Raw genomic sequence first — 15374 nt, forward strand, 5'->3', positions numbered from 1 at the left:
CACTAAAAATCGTTATAAATCATATAGTTAAAATATTTCCATGATGCGTTCGAAATTCTTTTGGAACGATAACGCTACAGCTGGCGAGGCAAGGGAAAAGGTTTTGCGATCAAACCCTTGCGTAGACGCATTTGGATGGCCGTGTATCGATTTCAATCCGCTGTATTGAAATCGATACGTGGCGCGCTGTCGGGCTTCATCCGCCCGTCAGAAAGGGTAATGCCAGGTACAGCTTGATGACGATGACATTGATGATGTCGATGAAGAACGCGCCCACCATCGGCACGACCAGGAAGGCCATAGGCGAGGCGCCGTAGCGCTGGGTCACCGCCTGCATGTTGGCGATGGCTGTCGGTGTCGCACCCAAGCCGAAGCCGCAGTGCCCGGCAGACAGGACGGCCGCATCGTAGTTTCGGCCCATCACCCTGAATGTCACGAAGATTGCGAACAGCGCCATGACCAGTGTCTGTGCGGCCAACAAGATGAAGAAAGGTAACGCCAGGGCCGCCAGGTCCCATAGTTTGAGGGACATCAAGGCGATGGCCAGGAACAAAGACAAACTCACGTTGCCCAGTACCGAAACTTCCCGCTCGAATACACGGTAAAAGCCGATTGCCGAAAGCCCATTGCGCAGCAATACGCCGACGAACAGTACGCAAACGAACGTCGGTAGTTCGAGTGCCGTGCCTTTCAAAAAGCCGTTGAGTAAAGTGCCAGCCAGTAAACTGACGGCAATAAGTGCCAAGGTTTCTATAAATGAAAACGATGTAATCAGGCGCTCTTTGTGTGGCTGCTCAAAGCCCTTCGGCAACTGCGGCACTTCTTCTTCGATAGCCGGCGTCTTGACGCGCTTGATCAGCAACTTGGCAACGGGGCCACCTATCAAACCGCCCAGCACCAGACCGAAAGTGGCAGAGGCCATTGCCAGTTCAGATGCCGAAGCCAGGCCAAATTTTTCTGTAAAGGTCGCGCCCCAGGCAGCGCCAGTGCCGTGGCCGCCCGACAAGCTGATCGAACCGGCCAGCAGCCCCATCAGTGGGTCGAGCCCCAAGGCTGTTGCCAGGCCGATGCCCATGGCGTTCTGAACCAGCAGCATGCCCGTCACCACCAGCAGGAACACCGCGACCACGCGCCCGCCCTTTTTCAGGCTGGCGAAGTCTGCACTCAAGCCAATGGTGGCGAAAAACGCCAGCATCAACGGTGTTTGCAACGAGGTATCAAACTGGACGTGTACATCGAAACTGCGCAACGCCAAAAGTGACACGGCAACGACCAAGCCGCCAGCAACAGGCTCCGGGATATTGTAAGTGCGCAGGAAACCCACGCGTGCAACCAAACCGCGCCCCAGCAGCAATACTAAAGAAGCGGCTACAAGTGTCCCGTAAAAATCGAGTTCAATCATCAGGTACTCTTCGTTCAGGGTGACATGCGAAATTTCAATGTCGCCATTCTACGGTGAGCACTCCAGTTAATTGCGGCTGGGCGGCTAGGAAAAGTCTGATTCAATCAACGGTTTTGACCATGGGTTTCATGGTTTTCCGGGTATCCCATATTTACGCAGCCGCTGGGCGATAGCGGTATGTGAAGTTTGCAGGCGCCCGGCCAGCTGCCGCGTCGATGGGTAACTGGCATACAGGCGCTGCAACAGTTCGCGCTCGAAATCGCCCACGGCCTGTTCCAGGCTGGCCACTTCTCCATCTTGCCCGCGGGCCACCGAGGTACCGGCGATGTCCAGGTCGCCGATGTCCACCAGGTTGCTCTCGCAGATGGCTGCCGCACGGAAAATCACGTTTTGCAGCTGTCGCACATTGCCCGGCCAAGGGTTGGCCAGCAGGGCCGAATGGGTGGCCGGGGCCAGTCGGCAGGGTGGGCGCTGGATCTGCGTGCAGGCCTGCTGCATGAAGAAGTGCGCCAGCATCAGGATGTCCTGGCCACGGTCGCGCAGTGGCGGCACCTGCAGGTTGAGCACATTCAGGCGGTAGAACAGGTCTTCGCGGAAGCTGCCTTCGGCGACCATGCGCTCCAGGTCGCGGTGGGTGGCGCTGATGATGCGCACATCCACGTTCACTTCGCGGTCGCCGCCCACCCGGCGGAAGCTGCCATCGCTGAGGAAGCGCAGCAGTTTGGCCTGCAGGTACGGCGACATTTCGCCAATTTCATCAAGGAACACCGTGCCCTGGTTGGCCAGCTCCATCAGCCCGGGCTTGCCACCGCGTTGCGCGCCGGTGAAGGCGCCGGGGGCGTAACCGAACAGCTCGCTTTCGGCCAGGCTCTCCGGCAGTGCGGCGCAGTTCAGGGCCAGGAACGGTGCCGCGTGGCGGCTGCTGATGGCATGGCAGGCGCGGGCTACCAGCTCTTTGCCGGTGCCGGTTTCGCCATGCACCAGCAGCGGCGCATCCAGCGCTGCCACGCGCAGGGCGCGGGCCTTGAGGGTGCGAATGGCCGGCGATTCGCCAAGCAAGGCATCGAAGCCATCGGCGTGGTCGTGGTGCAGGGCCGACAGGCGTTCGCCCATGCGCGACGGTGGGTACAGCGTCAGCAGGCCCCCGGCGTTGGTGATCGGCATGGCGTCCAGCAACAGGCTCTGGCCGTTCAGCTGCATTTCGCGCATGGGCAGGTGGAAGTTGTTGTCCAGCAGGGCTTGCAGCAGTGCCGGGTCGCCAAACAGTTCACCCACCGAGCGCCCGGCGGATTCGCGGCCGCATAGCTCGATCAGCGCCGGGTTGGCCAGCAGTACCAGGCCTGCGCTGTCCACTGCCAGCACCGGGTCGCTCATGGCGGCCAGCAGGGCATCGAGTTGCAGGTGGCGGCGTTGCCCGGGGAGGATGTCGACCACATCCACCGATTGCACGCCGTGAACTTCGAACAGCGCGTCGTGCAGTTCTTCGAGCACGGCGGGGCTGAGGGTGGGGGCGTCGATGTAGACGTTCGGCGGGACCATCTCCACGGCGTCCAGGTTGAGGTTGCGGGCACCGAGCAGGGCGAGGACTTCCTGGGTGATGCCGACGCGGTCGATGAAGCTGACGTGGATGCGCATGGGGCAATGGGATTTTGGCTGGAGAGAGGGCGGTAGTATGCCTCAACATCGCTGGGGCCGCTGTGCGGCCCATTCGCGGCACAAGGCCGCTCCCACAGGGATCGCGTCAGCTTTGGGCCTGTGGGAGCGGCCTTGTGCCGCGAATGGGCTGCAGAGCAGCACTCGTTTGCGCAATCACTCCAGATGTTCAGGTTTGATCGGGTCGCCTGATTTCACATCGAGCTTTTCGCGAATGTCGGCGAACATGTAGTCATAGAGCTTGTGCGGCGAACTCAGCGTTTCGAATTTCTTCGGTGGCGCCAGGTACGACTGCGCCTTGCGGGTCAGCAGCATGAGGAAGCTGGGCAAGACTTGGTCCTTGGCCAGGAAGAACTTTTCTTCCACCGTCTTGCCTTCGATGCTGCCATGCATGTGGAACTGAATGCCTCTGCCTTCCTTGGGGTCCGACACTGCCTCGTACTCGATGTTCAGGTCATAGCTGTGGTCGGCACTGTTCAGCGCTGTGCGCTCGATGTGTACATGACCGGGGTGGTACTGGGCCATGGCTAGCTCCTTTGGAAGGTCGAAAATGGCGGGCCGCGTGAGCCCGCCGACTGCATTCAACGGTAGCTGATCCCAGGCTTCGCGGTGGAAACCCGAGTGCCGGCGGTGCCTTTGACGATGCCCTCGATGTTTTCCAGCGAGCTGATCACCGCGACCTTGCCGGTGTTGCGGGCGAAGTCGCTGGCTGCCTGAACTTTCGGTCCCATGGAGCCGGCAGCGAAGCCCAGGCGTTCGAGTTCGTCCGGGTGGGCCTGGGCAATGGCTTTCTGCGTCGGTTTGCCCCAGTCAATGTAGGCCGCATCGACGTCGGTGGCGATAATCAAAAGGTCGGCTTCCAATTGCTCGGCCAGCAGCGCCGAGCACAGGTCCTTGTCGATCACCGCCTCGATGCCTTTGAGCTTGCGGTTTTCATCGTACATGGTGGGGATGCCGCCACCGCCGGCGCAAATCACGATGCTGCTTTTTTCCAGCAGCCACTTGATCGGGCGGATTTCGAAGATGCGCTTGGGTTTCGGGCTGGCCACCACGCGGCGGTACTTGTCGCCGTCGGCCTTGACCACCCAGCCCTTCTCCTTCGCCAGGCGTTCGGCCTCTTCCTTGCTGTAGACCGGGCCGATGAACTTGGTCGGGTCCTTGAAGGCGGGGTCGTTGGCGTCCACTTCCACTTGGGTCAGCAAGGTGGCGAACGGCACTTCGAAGGCCAGCAGGTTGCCCAGTTCCTGTTCGATCATGTAGCCGATCATGCCTTCGGTTTCGGCACCCAGCACGTCCAGCGGGTACGCCTCGTCGGGCTTGTAGGACAGGGCTTGAAGCGACAGCAGGCCGACCTGCGGGCCGTTACCGTGGGCGATGACCAGCTCGTTGCCGGGATGAATCTTGGCGATCTGTTCGGTGGCGGTGCGGATATTGGCGCGCTGGTTGTCAGCGGTCATGGGCTCGCCGCGACGCAGCAGGGCGTTACCGCCCAATGCAACAACGATACGCATGGGGAATGTCCTTTGCATTTGCAGAAGAGGGGTACACCTCGCCCCGCGAGGGGGCGAGGTACGCCGTCAAAGGTCAGCCAGGGTCGAAACCAGGATCGCCTTGATCGTGTGCATGCGGTTTTCCGCCTGCTCGAAGGCGATGCAGGCTGGCGACTCGAACACGTCGTCGGTCACTTCGATGCCGTTGGCCAGGTCCGGGTACTGTTCGGCGATCTGCTTGCCTACCTTGGTTTCGGAGTTATGGAACGCCGGCAGGCAGTGCATGAACTTGGTCCGTGGGTTGCCGGTGGACTTCATCAGCTCGGCATTCACCTGGTAAGGCTTGAGCTGCTTGATGCGCTCACCCCAGGCTTCGATCGGCTCGCCCATCGATACCCACACGTCGGTGTGCACGAAGTCCACACCCTTGACCGCGGCTTTCGGGTCTTCGGTGAGGGTAATGCGCGCGCCGCTTTCTTCAGCGTACTTCTTGCAGCGCTCGACCAGGTCGTCGTGTGGCCACAAGGCCTTTGGCGCGGCGATGCGTACATCCATGCCGAGCTTGGCGCCGATCAGCAGCAGCGAGTTGCCCATGTTGTTGCGGGCGTCGCCCAGGTAGGCGTAGCTGATGTCGTGCAACGGCTTGTCGCTGTGCTCACGCATGGTCAGCACGTCGGCGATCATCTGGGTCGGGTGGTATTCGTCGGTCAGGCCGTTGAATACCGGTACGCCGGCAAACTTGGCCAGCTCTTCGACGATTTCCTGCTTGAAGCCACGGTACTCGATGGCGTCGTACATGCGCCCGAGCACACGGGCGGTGTCCTTCATGCTTTCCTTGTGGCCGATCTGCGAGGAGTTGGGGTCGATGTAGGTGACGTTGGCGCCCTGGTCATAGGCGGCCACTTCGAAGGCGCAGCGGGTACGGGTGGAGGTTTTTTCGAAGATCAGGGCAATGTTGTTGCCCTTCAGGTGCTGTTGTTCGGTGCCGGTGTACTTGGCGCGCTTGAGGTCGCGGGACAGGTCCAGCAGGTAGCGCAACTCGCGCGTGGTGTGGTGTTCCAGGCTGAGCAGGTTGCGGTTGTGAATGTTGAACGCCATGACAGTTTCTCCTTGAGTTCGGTGATGTCCCGGCCGCCACTTCGTGGGTGCGGCCGGGCGTAATGGTCGTTAGTAGTCGATCGGGTCGCGCACGATCGGGCAGGTCATGCAGTGGCCGCCGCCACGGCCCCGGCCCAGTTCGCCGGCGCTGATGGTGATGACCTCGATGCCGGCCTTGCGCAGCAGGGTGTTGGTGTAGGTGTTGCGGTCGTAGCCGATGACCACGCCCGGCTCGATGGCCACCACGTTGTTGCCGTCGTCCCACTGTTCGCGCTCGGCGGCGAAGCTGTTGCCACCGGTCTCGACCACGCGCAGGCCACCTTTGAGACCGAGTTGCTCGCCGACCACTTCAATGAACGACTTGTTGATGCGGCGCACGTCCATGCCGTAAGGCTTGCTTTCGTCCGGGCGGATGATGAATGGCACGATCTCTTTCACCACTTCCGGGAAGACCGTGACCAGGTCGCGGTCGCAGAAGCTGAACACGGTGTCCAGGTGCATGGCGGCGCGGGACTTCGGCAGGCCTGCGACGATCACTTCCTTGACGGCGCCCTTGGCGAACAGGTTCTGCGCCAATTGGCCAATGGCCTGGCGCGAGGTGCGCTCGCCCATGCCGATGAGCACGATGCCATTGCCGATCGGCATCACGTCACCGCCTTCGAGGGTGGCATTGCCATGGTCCTTGTCCGGGTCGCCGTACCACACCTGGAAGTCGGCGCCGGTGAACTCCTTGTGGAACTTGTAGATGGCGGTGGTCAGCAGGGTTTCTTGGCGTCGCGCCGGCCAGTACATCGGGTTCAGCGTTACACCGCCGTAGATCCAGCAGGTGGTATCGCGAGTGAACTGGGTGTTGGGCAGTGGTGGCAGGATGAAGCTGGAGTGGCCCAGGTAGTCGTTGTACATCTTGACCACATCGGCGCCTTCGCTCTGTGGCAGGTCCTGGCCAGCCACACCGCCGATCAGGAATTCGGCCAGGTGACGCGGGTCAAGGCCTTCGAGCCAGCTGCGCACTTCGTTGGTCAGGCCCACGCCGACGGTGTCGGGGGTGATCTTGCGATCGAGGATCCACTTCAGGGCTTCTTTGTTCTGCACGATGTCGGTCAGCAGGTTGTGCATTTCCAGCACATCCACGCCACGCTCGCGCATCTTGGTGACGAAGTCGAAATGGTCACGCTTGGCCTGGTCGACCCAGATCACATCGTCGAACAGCAGTTCGTCGCAGTTGCTCGGCGTCAGGCGCTTGTGCGCCAGGCCCGGGGCGCAAACCATCACTTTGCGCAGTTTGCCGGCTTCGGAGTGGACACCGTACTTCTGTTTTTCAGCGGACATGGTTTCATTCCTCCAATTGAACGAAGACGTGGGTCAAAGGGTCAGGAAGCCGTCGTACAGGCCAAAGGCTGCCACCAGGGCGCCGATGACCACGGCTGCGAAGATCAGTTTTTCCACGTTGGTGAAGACAGGTTGGCCTACCTCACGCTTGGCCTTGGCGAACAGGATGGCGCCAGGTGCGTAGAGCAGGGCCGAGAGCAGCAGGTATTTCACACCGCCGGCGTACAGCAGCCAGACGGCGTACAACAAGGCGATACCGCCGATGATCAGGTCTTTCTTGCGTTCGGCCAGGGCCTGTTCGTAGGTTTCGCTGCGCAGTGCCAGCAGGAACGCGTAGGCCGCCGACCACAGGTAGGGCACCAGGATCATCGAGGTGGCGAGGTAGATCAGCGACAGGTAGGTACTGTTGGAGAACAGCGTGATCACCAGGAAGATCTGCACCATGGCGTTGGTCAGCCACAGGGCGTTGGCCGGTACCTGGTTGGCGTTCTCGCGGCGCAGGAACTCCGGCATGGTGTGGTCTTTGGCGGCGGCGAACATGATCTCGGCGCACAGCAGCACCCACGACAGCAGGGCCCCCAGCAGCGAGATGATCAGGCCGACGCTGATCAGCACCGCGCCCCAGTGGCCGACCACATGTTCCAGCACCGCGGCCATCGACGGGTTCTGCAGCTTGGCCAGCTCTGGCTGGGTCATGATGCCCAGCGAAAGCACGTTGACCAGTACCAGGAACAGCAGCACGGTAACGAAGCCGATGACCGTGGCCTTGCCCACGTCAGAGCGCTTTTCCGCCCGTGACGAGAAGATGCTCGCGCCCTCGATGCCGATGAACACCCACACGGTGACCAGCATCATGTTGCGCACCTGGTTCATCACACTGCCAAGTTCTGGTGTGCCTACGGCCCAGATGTCGGCGGTGAAGATGTCGAGCCTGAAGGCGAACAGGCAGATCAGGGCGAACAGCACCAGCGGCACCACTTTGGCCACGGTGGTGACCAGGTTGATGAACGCTGCTTCCTTGATACCGCGCAGTACCAAAAAGTGCACGGCCCACAACAGGATCGACGCGCCAATGATGGCGGCCGGGGTGTTGCCTTCACCGAAGATCGGGAAGAAGTAGCCCAAGGTGCTGAACAACAATACGAAGTAGCCGACGTTGCCCAGCCAGGCACTGATCCAGTAGCCCCAGGCCGAGGAGAAGCCCATGTAGTCGCCGAAGCCGGCCTTGGCATAGGCATACACCCCGCCGTCCAGGTCAGGCTTGCGGTTGGCCAGGGTCTGGAACACGAACGCCAGGGTCAGCATGCCGACCGCGGTGATGCCCCAGCCGATCAGCACAGCGCCAACCCCAGCGCTGGCGGCCATGTTTTGCGGCAGCGAGAAGATCCCGCCACCAATCATCGAGCCGACGACAAGTGCAACTAACGCACCAAGCTTTAGTTTTCCGGATGAATCAGACATTTAACAACTCCTGCCAGGAGAAAGTTGACGACAGAATAGATCCGACGCCTTTGCCGTAAGCTGACTTGCGTCAGTTTAAGGCGACGTGAAGGTGGGAAATTTCCTTCACGGGTGCTCCTGGAGAGTGCCGACAGCTTAAGCTGCAGGCCTTGCGCGCTGGCACCTCCATGTCCTACTAGAGCAAACGCTCTGTTCAGCCTGCGATGCTTGAAACTAGCCGCTTTTGCCGCTTTCGCAAATTTTTCACAAGAATTTCGAGTTTTATCAGTTTCTTTTCTAGTTGCTGGACTGCTGCTAATTTTGAATGAGAGGGTGCATAGACAAAGCAGTTATTAGTGCTATAGGTTGAACCTGCAGCTTCAGAATAAGTAACAACATTTATATGGCCCGCAAGGCTGTTTCAAACGTATGACAGGGCGTGAAAAAGGGAGGCTCATGAGCGAACCGGGACAGAAGCTGCGCCTGGGCGCGCTGATCGCGCTGGTGGTCGGCTCGATGATCGGTGGCGGGATCTTCTCGCTGCCGCAGAACATGGCCGCGCGCGCCGATGTGGGTGCAGTGCTGATTGGTTGGGGCATCACCGCGGTCGGCATGCTGGCCCTGGCGTTCGTGTTCCAGACCCTGGCCAACCGCAAGCCCGAGCTTGACTCGGGGGTGTACGCCTATGCCAAGGCCGGCTTTGGCGAGTACATGGGGTTTTCCTCGGCCTGGGGCTACTGGATCAGTGCCTGGCTGGGCAACGTCGGCTACTTCGTGCTGTTGTTCAGCACCTTGGGCTTCTACTTTCCGATCTTCGGTGAAGGCAACACGCCAATCGCTATCGGCTGTGCCTCCCTGCTGCTGTGGGCGGTACACTTTTTGGTGCTGCGCGGCATCAAGGAAGCGGCGTTCATCAACCAGGTGACCACCGTGGCCAAGGTGGTGCCGTTGCTGATTTTCGTGGTGATCGCGGCGTTTGCGTTCCGCGCCGATATCTTCACCCGGGATATCTGGGGCCTTAGCAACCCGCAGTTCGGCAGCGTGCTGGAGCAGGTGCGCAACATGATGCTGGTGACCGTATTCGTGTTCATCGGCATCGAGGGGGCCAGCGTGTATTCCGGGCGCGCCGAGCGCCGTTCGGACGTGGGCAAGGCCACGGTCATTGGCTTTCTCGGTGTGCTGGCGCTGCTGGTGCTGGTCAACGTGCTGTCGCTGGGGGTGATGACCCAGCCGGAACTGGCCGGGCTGCAGAACCCCTCGCTGGCCTCGGTACTGGAGCATATCGTCGGCCCTTGGGGCGCCTTGCTGATCAGCATCGGCCTGGCGGTGTCGCTGCTCGGCGCCTTGCTGTCCTGGGCGTTGCTGTGTGCCGAGATCCTTTACGCCACGGCGCGGGACAAGACCATGCCGCGCTTTCTGGCCAAGGAAAACGCCAACCATGTGCCGGCCAACGCCCTGTGGCTGACCAACTGCATGATCCAGGGTTTCCTGTTGATTACGCTGTTCTCGGCCGGTACGTACACCAGCCTGATCTACCTGGCCTCGTCGATGATCCTGGTGCCCTACTTGTGGTCGGCGGCGTATGCCGTGCTGCTGGCGGTGCGCGCGGAAACCTATGCCGGGCAGCCGGGTTTGCGGCGCAAGGATTTGCTGGTGGCGCTGGTTGCCTTGCTGTATGCCGTGTGGCTGCTGTATGCCGGCGGCCTCAAGTACCTGTTGCTGTCGGCGCTGTTGTACGCCCCCGGTGTGATTCTGTTCGCCAGGGCCAAGCATGAGCAGGGGCAGACCTTGTTCACGACCTGGGAAAAGCTCATTTTCGCCGCCGTGCTGGTGGGGGCTGCGCTGGCGGCCTACGCCCTGTATTCAGGGCTGCTGAGCTTGTGACGGAGCAGGGCAGGGGTGCTCCGGGCGCGACCAGATCCACAGGTTGCCCAGGGTCATACCCGCGATAGCCAGGAATACCGGCCAGTGGTGTTCCAGAAAGGTCAGCATCAGCCCTGCGCACAGCAGCATGCTGAGGGTTGCGCTGACCTTGGCCCGGCGCTGGATCACCTTGCCGTTGCGCCAGTTGTACAGGATCGGCCCGAACAACCGGTGGTTCTCCAGCCAGGCGGACAGGCGCGGTGAGCTGCGTGTGGCGGCCCAGGCGGCCAGCAGGATGAATTCGGTGGTCGGCAAGCCGGGAATCACGATGGCGACCAGGCCCACCCCGAGGCTCACGTAGGCCAGGATTCCATACAACAGGCGGGCGAGTTTGGAGCGGGCGGGTCGGGTCATGTTCTCACTGCATAAAACGGTTCGGCCACCGGAAGGGTGGCCGGCTACGGCGTATCAAACCAGCGCGGCATCTGCAGCATAGGCGTGCTTGAGCAGCTCGGTGAAACGCTCGAAAGCGGCAACTGCACCGCGCTCGGCAGCGGCTTCCTCGCTGGCCGACAGCTCAAGGCCATCCAGGATACGCGTGAACTGCTTCCAGCCCTCGGCGCGGCCACCGGCCGGCTCGCCCAGGTGGCGGGCACCGAAGCTGTCGGACAGCTCCAAGGCCACGGCACGTTTGATCAGAAACGCAGCGCCCAGTTTGGAGCCTTCGGAGACGAAGATCCAGCCCATTGCCTCGCCCAGGCTCGGGTTGCCCAGGGCACCGGGCACGGCGGCCGGTACTTCGGTGTCGAGGTCGGCCAGGTCCAGGCGGGCCTGGTCAGCGCGGCAGCGCTCGGCCAGGTCGGGGACGATGGCGATCAGTTGCGGGTCGTTGTACAGGGCCTGCAGTTCGGACTGGAACAGGTACTGGGCCACGACGAAGCGGGCGAAACTCTCGCGGCTGTCGAAGGGCGCGTGGGATTTGACCAGGGCATCCAGCTCGGCGTGCGGGGCGTGGGTGATCTGGTTCAGGCGCTGGGAGCGCGGGGCTGGGCGTTCGGTCATGGGGCAGTCCTTGGAAAAAGGGGCGTCTAGATACAAGACGAAATAGCGGGGGTGGGACAGTAAAAAAACTGGGTTTTGGGCTGGAGAGCTATAGCGTCTGTGCAATCGAGCGCCGCCCGCGCGGCGCATCGCGAGCAAGCTCGCTCCTACATTTGTTTCGGGCCAGTAACGCTTGCGCCAACGCACGCGACCGCCTTGTTTGTTCCACACAATATCGAGGCGGACACTAAAGGGCCGCGCGCCTGCGCCTCAGGAATAATTGGCCCGAAACAAATGTAGGAGCGAGCTTGCTCGCGATGCGCCGCGCGGGCGGCGCTCGATCTCACAGCCAATGCAAAACGAAAGGCCTCAAATATCCCAGACCACATTGATACCGAAGTTGCGCCCCGGCATGGTCAGGCGGTCGATGTTGGCGGGCTGGGTCACAGCCGCTTCACCCTGGCCGTCGTAGCTGCGTACCGAGTCCCACTGCCAGTACTTCTTGTCGGTGAGGTTGTACAGCCCGGCATTGATGGTGACGTCGTCGGTGACCTTGTAGTAGCCGGTCAGGTCCAGCACGCCGTAGCCAGGGGTGCGGAATTTCGACGTGGAACCGTCAGGCGAGTAGAAGGTGCTGTCGTCGACGCGGGTCTTGCGCTTGACCAGCGTCCAGCTCAGCAGGCCGCCGTAATTCTGCTGCTCGTAACCCAGGCCGAATACGCCCTTCAGCGGGTTGACGCTGTTCAGCGGCTGACCGGTGTCATCGTTACGGCCATAGGCGTAGGCAATCGAGCCTTGGGTATAGAGGCCCTGCGGTGCGCCGAAGTGGTCCAGGTTCAAGCGCCCCTTGACCTCGGCACCCTTGATGGTGGCGTGCTTGATGTTGTTGGCCTGGAAGGTCTGTTCCAGGTTGGCGCTTTGCACGGCGTCTTCGTCGATGAAGTCGCGGTACTTGTTGTAGAACACCGCCACGTCGAAGTTGCCGGCGTCGAAGTTGCCACGCAGGCCGGTTTCGTAGCTTTTGCTCTTCTCCGGTTCGAGGTTCGGGTTGCCCTCTACGCGGTAGCCTTGCTCGATGTTTTCGAAGCGGCCGTACATGGCCTTGGCGGTCGGGGTGCGGAACCCTTCGGCGTACTGGCCGTACCACGTGTAGTTGTCGTTGAAGGCGTAGGTCAGGCCGAACTTGGGCGAGACACGGTGCCATTTCTTGTCCGAGTCGTCCTGGGAGCTAGGCGCCGTGCCGTTGGACGCCAGGCCACGCAGGAATTCCTCGGTGAACTTGGGCTCCATGCGCGTGTAGTCGTAGCGTGCGCCGGGCATGAAGGTCCAGTTGTTCCAGCGGATCTCGTCCTGCACGAACAGGCTGTAGGTGTTCACGGTCGGGTCCGGGAAATCGCTGACCAGTGCCTGGCCGTCTGCCGGGCGGTCGGCGCCGACGGCGGTGCAACCGGAGCCAATGGTCAGGCAGGTGCCGGTGCCGCTGCGCGAACCGGTGACTTTCTCGTGCTTGAGCGTGGTGCCGTAGGTCAGCAGGTGGTCGGTGGCGCCGATGTTGAAGGCTTTGTCCAGCTGGGCGTCGAACACCCACTGGCGGTCCTTGTAGGTGGTGTCGCGGGTACGCAGCACCTGGCGACCAGGCGGCGCGTAGACTTCCTCGGTGTGCTGGTCGGTTTTGGCGATCTGGTAGTTCAGGCTCCACTTGACGTGGTCGGCAACCAGCGAATCCAGGCCGAACTCATGGTTGAGGCCGAAGCGTTCGCGGGTGATGGTGTCGTTACCATTGCGCGCCTTGTAGTAGCCCATGCCACCAAAGCCCGGAATGAACGGCCCGCCCACAGCGCTGAGGATGTTCTGGTCGCGGTCATCCTTGTAGCGCTCGTAGGTGAAACCCAGGCGCGCGTCGTCGGCGTAGTTCCAGCCAAGCTTGGCCAGCACGTTGGTGGTGCGCACGTCCATCGGGTTGGCTTCGGTGCGCGACAGGCCGGCGCCGCTGTGGCTGCCGTGGGTTTCGGTCTCGTGGCCGTTGCGCTGGCTCAGGTGCAGCAGGCCGTCGACATCGCCCTGGCGGCCGGCGACAGTGGCGGAGGTCAGCCAGCTTTCGTCGGCCGAGCTGTAACCGGTTTTCAGGCGTGCACCCACGTCTTTACCGGGCTTGATGATGTCGTCCGGGTCGAGGGTGAAGTAGCTAACCGCGCCGCCGATGGCGTTGCTGCCGTACAGCACCGAGGCCGGGCCACGGAGGATTTCCACGCGCTTGACGATTTCCGGGTCGACGTAGTTGCGTTGGGTCTGGGCATAGGGGCCGTAGAAGAAACTGTCCGGGATCGACACGCCGTCGACCTGGGTGAGGATCCGCTCGCCGTCGATACCCCGGATGTTGTAGCCGTTCAGGCCGCTGCGCTGGCCGGTACCTGCCACCGACACGCCTGGCTCGTAGCGCACCAGGTCCTGGATGTTGTTGACGTTCTGTCGGTCCAGTTGCTCGCGGGTCTGCACGCTGACCGTACTCGGCACCTGGCTGACGTCCTGGGCGCTACGGGTGGCGCTGACGGTCACCTGCTGCAGGGCGATCACGTTGCTGCCGGTCTGGCGCTCTAGCACCACGTTGCCATTGCTGATCTTGCGAAAGCTCAGGCCAGTGCCATGCAGCAGGCGCTTGAGTGCGGCGTCTGGCGGCAGCGAACCCTGTACCCCTGGCGAGGCCACGCCGTCGGCCAGCTCGGCGCTGAAGCCGACCTGCCAGCCGGTGACCTGGCTGAAGGCGTTGATCGCCGACACCAAAGGCTGCTGGCCGATGCTGAAGCGGTAGTCGCCCATGCGCGGGCTGCTGGCCTGGGCGGGTTCGGCGGCCAGCGCCGGCAGGCTGCAGGCACCGCTGGCAAGCAAGGCCAGGGTAAGCAGGGACAGTTGCCCTGTACGGCGGGGTAGGGTGGACGAGCGGGTAGGACCAGTGGACATCGGAAGCGCTCCCAGACGCGCGGACTGTTATAGGTGATGACTGTTCTCGTTTTCAAACAAGAATCAGTTGCATTAGCTATAACGAGACGAGCGGGGTAGCACGACCGCGTAAAAATAATTTCAAGGTCAGTTCAGGATGACCAGCGACGGGTACTCATGCAGCTGTGACGAGGTGATGTGGGCCAGCGCGCGCAGGGTTTCCAGCGGCTGGTCGAGACGGTAGTTGCCGGTGACGGCGACGTCTTCCAGCTGCGCATTGCGGTTGATGATCCAGCCCGGGTAGTAACGCCGCACTTCGGCCAGCACCTGGCTCAGCGGGCAGTTCTCGAACACCAGGCGGCCATCGATCCAGGCCAGGTCCTTGTGCATGTCGGGGCGCTGGCGCTGGCCAAAGCCTTGCGGGCCGACGCTGATGCTGTCGCCGGCACTCAGGCGGATGCGTTGGTCGCGTGCGCCCTGCAGGTCGACATCGCCGCGTTGCACCCGCACCTGGGCCTCGCCGTCGAGGTAGCGCACTGCAAAATCGGTATCGCGCACCTGTGCGCGTAAGGGACCGGCCTCCACTTCCAGCGGCAACAGCGCGCCCTCTGGGACCTGGAAGTATGCCTCGCCCTGCAGCAGGCGGGCGATCTGGCGACCGTCCTGGCGGTCGCTGGCAAATGCCGAGTTGGTGTTGAGCAGCACTTTTGCGCCATCTTCCAGTTGCAGGCGCTGGCGCTCGCCGACCACGGTGAGGTGGTCCGCCTGCAGGCGCATGGGCAGGTTGCCGACGGTGAACAGCCCGACCAGCAGCACCGCGGCGGTGGCCAGGGGTTTCCAGTGGCTGCGCAGGCGCCCGCGCCATGAACGGCGTTGTTGCTGGTGCAGCTGTGTGGCCGCCTGGTGCAACGGCGTACCGTTCCACAGTGCCTCTGCCTCGACATAGGCCTCGGCATTTTCCGGCGCGGCGCTCAGCCAGGCTTCAAAGGCCTGGGTGTCTGCGGCATCTGCGCATTGCAGGCGTACCAGCCAGTCCAACGCCTCGTCCATGGCACGAGCACGGGCACTAGGCCCGGCAGGTGACGGGCGAGGGGCGGGGCTGTCGGTCACGGTGAATCCTT

At 62.1% G+C, this 15374-nt stretch carries 12 protein-coding genes; 1 reads left to right on the top strand and 11 read right to left on the bottom strand.

Features of this window, described 5'->3' with window-relative positions; translation table 11 throughout:
• Window positions 1–196 precede the first annotated feature (196 nt).
• The 7 genes from gltS to arcD (ACNFBR_RS03695) form a co-directional block, all read right to left on the bottom strand.
• Window positions 197–1402 carry a sodium/glutamate symporter gene (gltS, locus tag ACNFBR_RS03665; RefSeq protein ID WP_416733702.1) on the bottom strand — a complete coding sequence of 402 codons (1206 nt, stop codon included), beginning with the start codon at window positions 1400–1402 and terminating at the stop codon, window positions 197–199.
• Between the two features lie 126 nt (window positions 1403–1528).
• Window positions 1529–3037: a sigma-54-dependent transcriptional regulator gene (locus ACNFBR_RS03670; RefSeq protein ID WP_416733703.1), complete on the bottom strand. Its 1509-nt coding sequence runs from the start codon at window positions 3035–3037 to the stop codon at window positions 1529–1531.
• 174 nt (window positions 3038–3211) lie between these two features.
• Complete coding sequence (locus ACNFBR_RS03675; RefSeq protein ID WP_416733704.1) at window positions 3212–3580, bottom strand: DUF5064 family protein; 369 nt, start codon at window positions 3578–3580, stop codon at window positions 3212–3214.
• Between the two features lie 56 nt (window positions 3581–3636).
• Entirely contained in the window at window positions 3637–4566 is a 930-nt protein-coding gene (gene arcC / locus ACNFBR_RS03680) for a carbamate kinase (protein WP_416733705.1), read from the bottom strand.
• Between the two features lie 66 nt (window positions 4567–4632).
• A complete protein-coding gene (locus tag ACNFBR_RS03685) occupies window positions 4633–5643 on the bottom strand; it encodes an ornithine carbamoyltransferase (protein WP_012270693.1) in 1011 nt (336 codons plus the stop codon).
• Window positions 5644–5712: 69 nt separating this feature from the next.
• Window positions 5713–6972 (bottom strand): arginine deiminase, encoded by a 1260-nt coding sequence (gene arcA / locus ACNFBR_RS03690; protein ID WP_012270694.1) that lies wholly within the window; start codon window positions 6970–6972, stop codon window positions 5713–5715.
• Window positions 6973–7005: 33 nt separating this feature from the next.
• Window positions 7006–8433, bottom strand: a complete 1428-nt coding sequence (gene arcD / locus ACNFBR_RS03695) for an arginine-ornithine antiporter (protein ID WP_416733706.1) — start codon at window positions 8431–8433, stop codon at window positions 7006–7008.
• 435 nt (window positions 8434–8868) lie between these two features.
• Here arcD (ACNFBR_RS03695) and arcD (ACNFBR_RS03700) point away from each other — a divergent pair, with 435 nt between their 5' ends.
• On the top strand, window positions 8869–10296 hold the full coding sequence (gene arcD / locus ACNFBR_RS03700) for an arginine-ornithine antiporter (RefSeq protein WP_416733707.1): 1428 nt from the start codon (window positions 8869–8871) through the stop codon (window positions 10294–10296).
• Here the strand turns inward: arcD (ACNFBR_RS03700) and ACNFBR_RS03705 are convergent.
• The 4 genes from ACNFBR_RS03705 to ACNFBR_RS03720 form a co-directional block, all read right to left on the bottom strand.
• Window positions 10276–10689 carry a YbaN family protein gene (locus tag ACNFBR_RS03705; protein ID WP_416733708.1) on the bottom strand — a complete coding sequence of 138 codons (414 nt, stop codon included), beginning with the start codon at window positions 10687–10689 and terminating at the stop codon, window positions 10276–10278. The two genes, arcD (ACNFBR_RS03700) and ACNFBR_RS03705, sit on opposite strands and share 21 nt — an antisense overlap.
• Window positions 10690–10743: 54 nt before the next feature.
• On the bottom strand, window positions 10744–11337 hold the full coding sequence (locus ACNFBR_RS03710; protein WP_416733709.1) for a biliverdin-producing heme oxygenase: 594 nt from the start codon (window positions 11335–11337) through the stop codon (window positions 10744–10746).
• Between the two features lie 348 nt (window positions 11338–11685).
• Window positions 11686–14274, bottom strand: a complete 2589-nt coding sequence (locus ACNFBR_RS03715; RefSeq protein WP_416733710.1) for a TonB-dependent receptor — start codon at window positions 14272–14274, stop codon at window positions 11686–11688.
• Window positions 14275–14400: 126 nt separating this feature from the next.
• Window positions 14401–15363 carry a FecR family protein gene (locus tag ACNFBR_RS03720; RefSeq protein ID WP_416733711.1) on the bottom strand — a complete coding sequence of 321 codons (963 nt, stop codon included), beginning with the start codon at window positions 15361–15363 and terminating at the stop codon, window positions 14401–14403.
• Window positions 15364–15374 lie beyond the last annotated feature (11 nt).

This window comes from Pseudomonas sp. NY11955 (genome assembly GCF_048068035.1).
In the GTDB taxonomy this organism is placed as follows: domain Bacteria; phylum Pseudomonadota; class Gammaproteobacteria; order Pseudomonadales; family Pseudomonadaceae; genus Aquipseudomonas.

Excerpts from the sequence above, each read along its gene's own strand:
- gltS (WP_416733702.1), bottom strand. The coding sequence starts at position 1,402 with ATGATTGAACTCGATTTTTACGGGACACTTGTAGCCGCTTCTTTAGTA.
- ACNFBR_RS03670 (WP_416733703.1), bottom strand. The coding sequence starts at position 3,037 with ATGCGCATCCACGTCAGCTTCATCGACCGCGTCGGCATCACCCAGGAA.
- ACNFBR_RS03675 (WP_416733704.1), bottom strand. The coding sequence starts at position 3,580 with ATGGCCCAGTACCACCCCGGTCATGTACACATCGAGCGCACAGCGCTG.
- arcC (WP_416733705.1), bottom strand. The coding sequence starts at position 4,566 with ATGCGTATCGTTGTTGCATTGGGCGGTAACGCCCTGCTGCGTCGCGGC.
- ACNFBR_RS03685 (WP_012270693.1), bottom strand. The coding sequence starts at position 5,643 with ATGGCGTTCAACATTCACAACCGCAACCTGCTCAGCCTGGAACACCAC.
- arcA (WP_012270694.1), bottom strand. The coding sequence starts at position 6,972 with ATGTCCGCTGAAAAACAGAAGTACGGTGTCCACTCCGAAGCCGGCAAA.
- arcD (WP_416733706.1), bottom strand. The coding sequence starts at position 8,433 with ATGTCTGATTCATCCGGAAAACTAAAGCTTGGTGCGTTAGTTGCACTT.
- arcD (WP_416733707.1), top strand. The coding sequence starts at position 8,869 with ATGAGCGAACCGGGACAGAAGCTGCGCCTGGGCGCGCTGATCGCGCTG.
- ACNFBR_RS03705 (WP_416733708.1), bottom strand. The coding sequence starts at position 10,689 with ATGACCCGACCCGCCCGCTCCAAACTCGCCCGCCTGTTGTATGGAATC.
- ACNFBR_RS03710 (WP_416733709.1), bottom strand. The coding sequence starts at position 11,337 with ATGACCGAACGCCCAGCCCCGCGCTCCCAGCGCCTGAACCAGATCACC.
- ACNFBR_RS03715 (WP_416733710.1), bottom strand. The coding sequence starts at position 14,274 with ATGTCCACTGGTCCTACCCGCTCGTCCACCCTACCCCGCCGTACAGGG.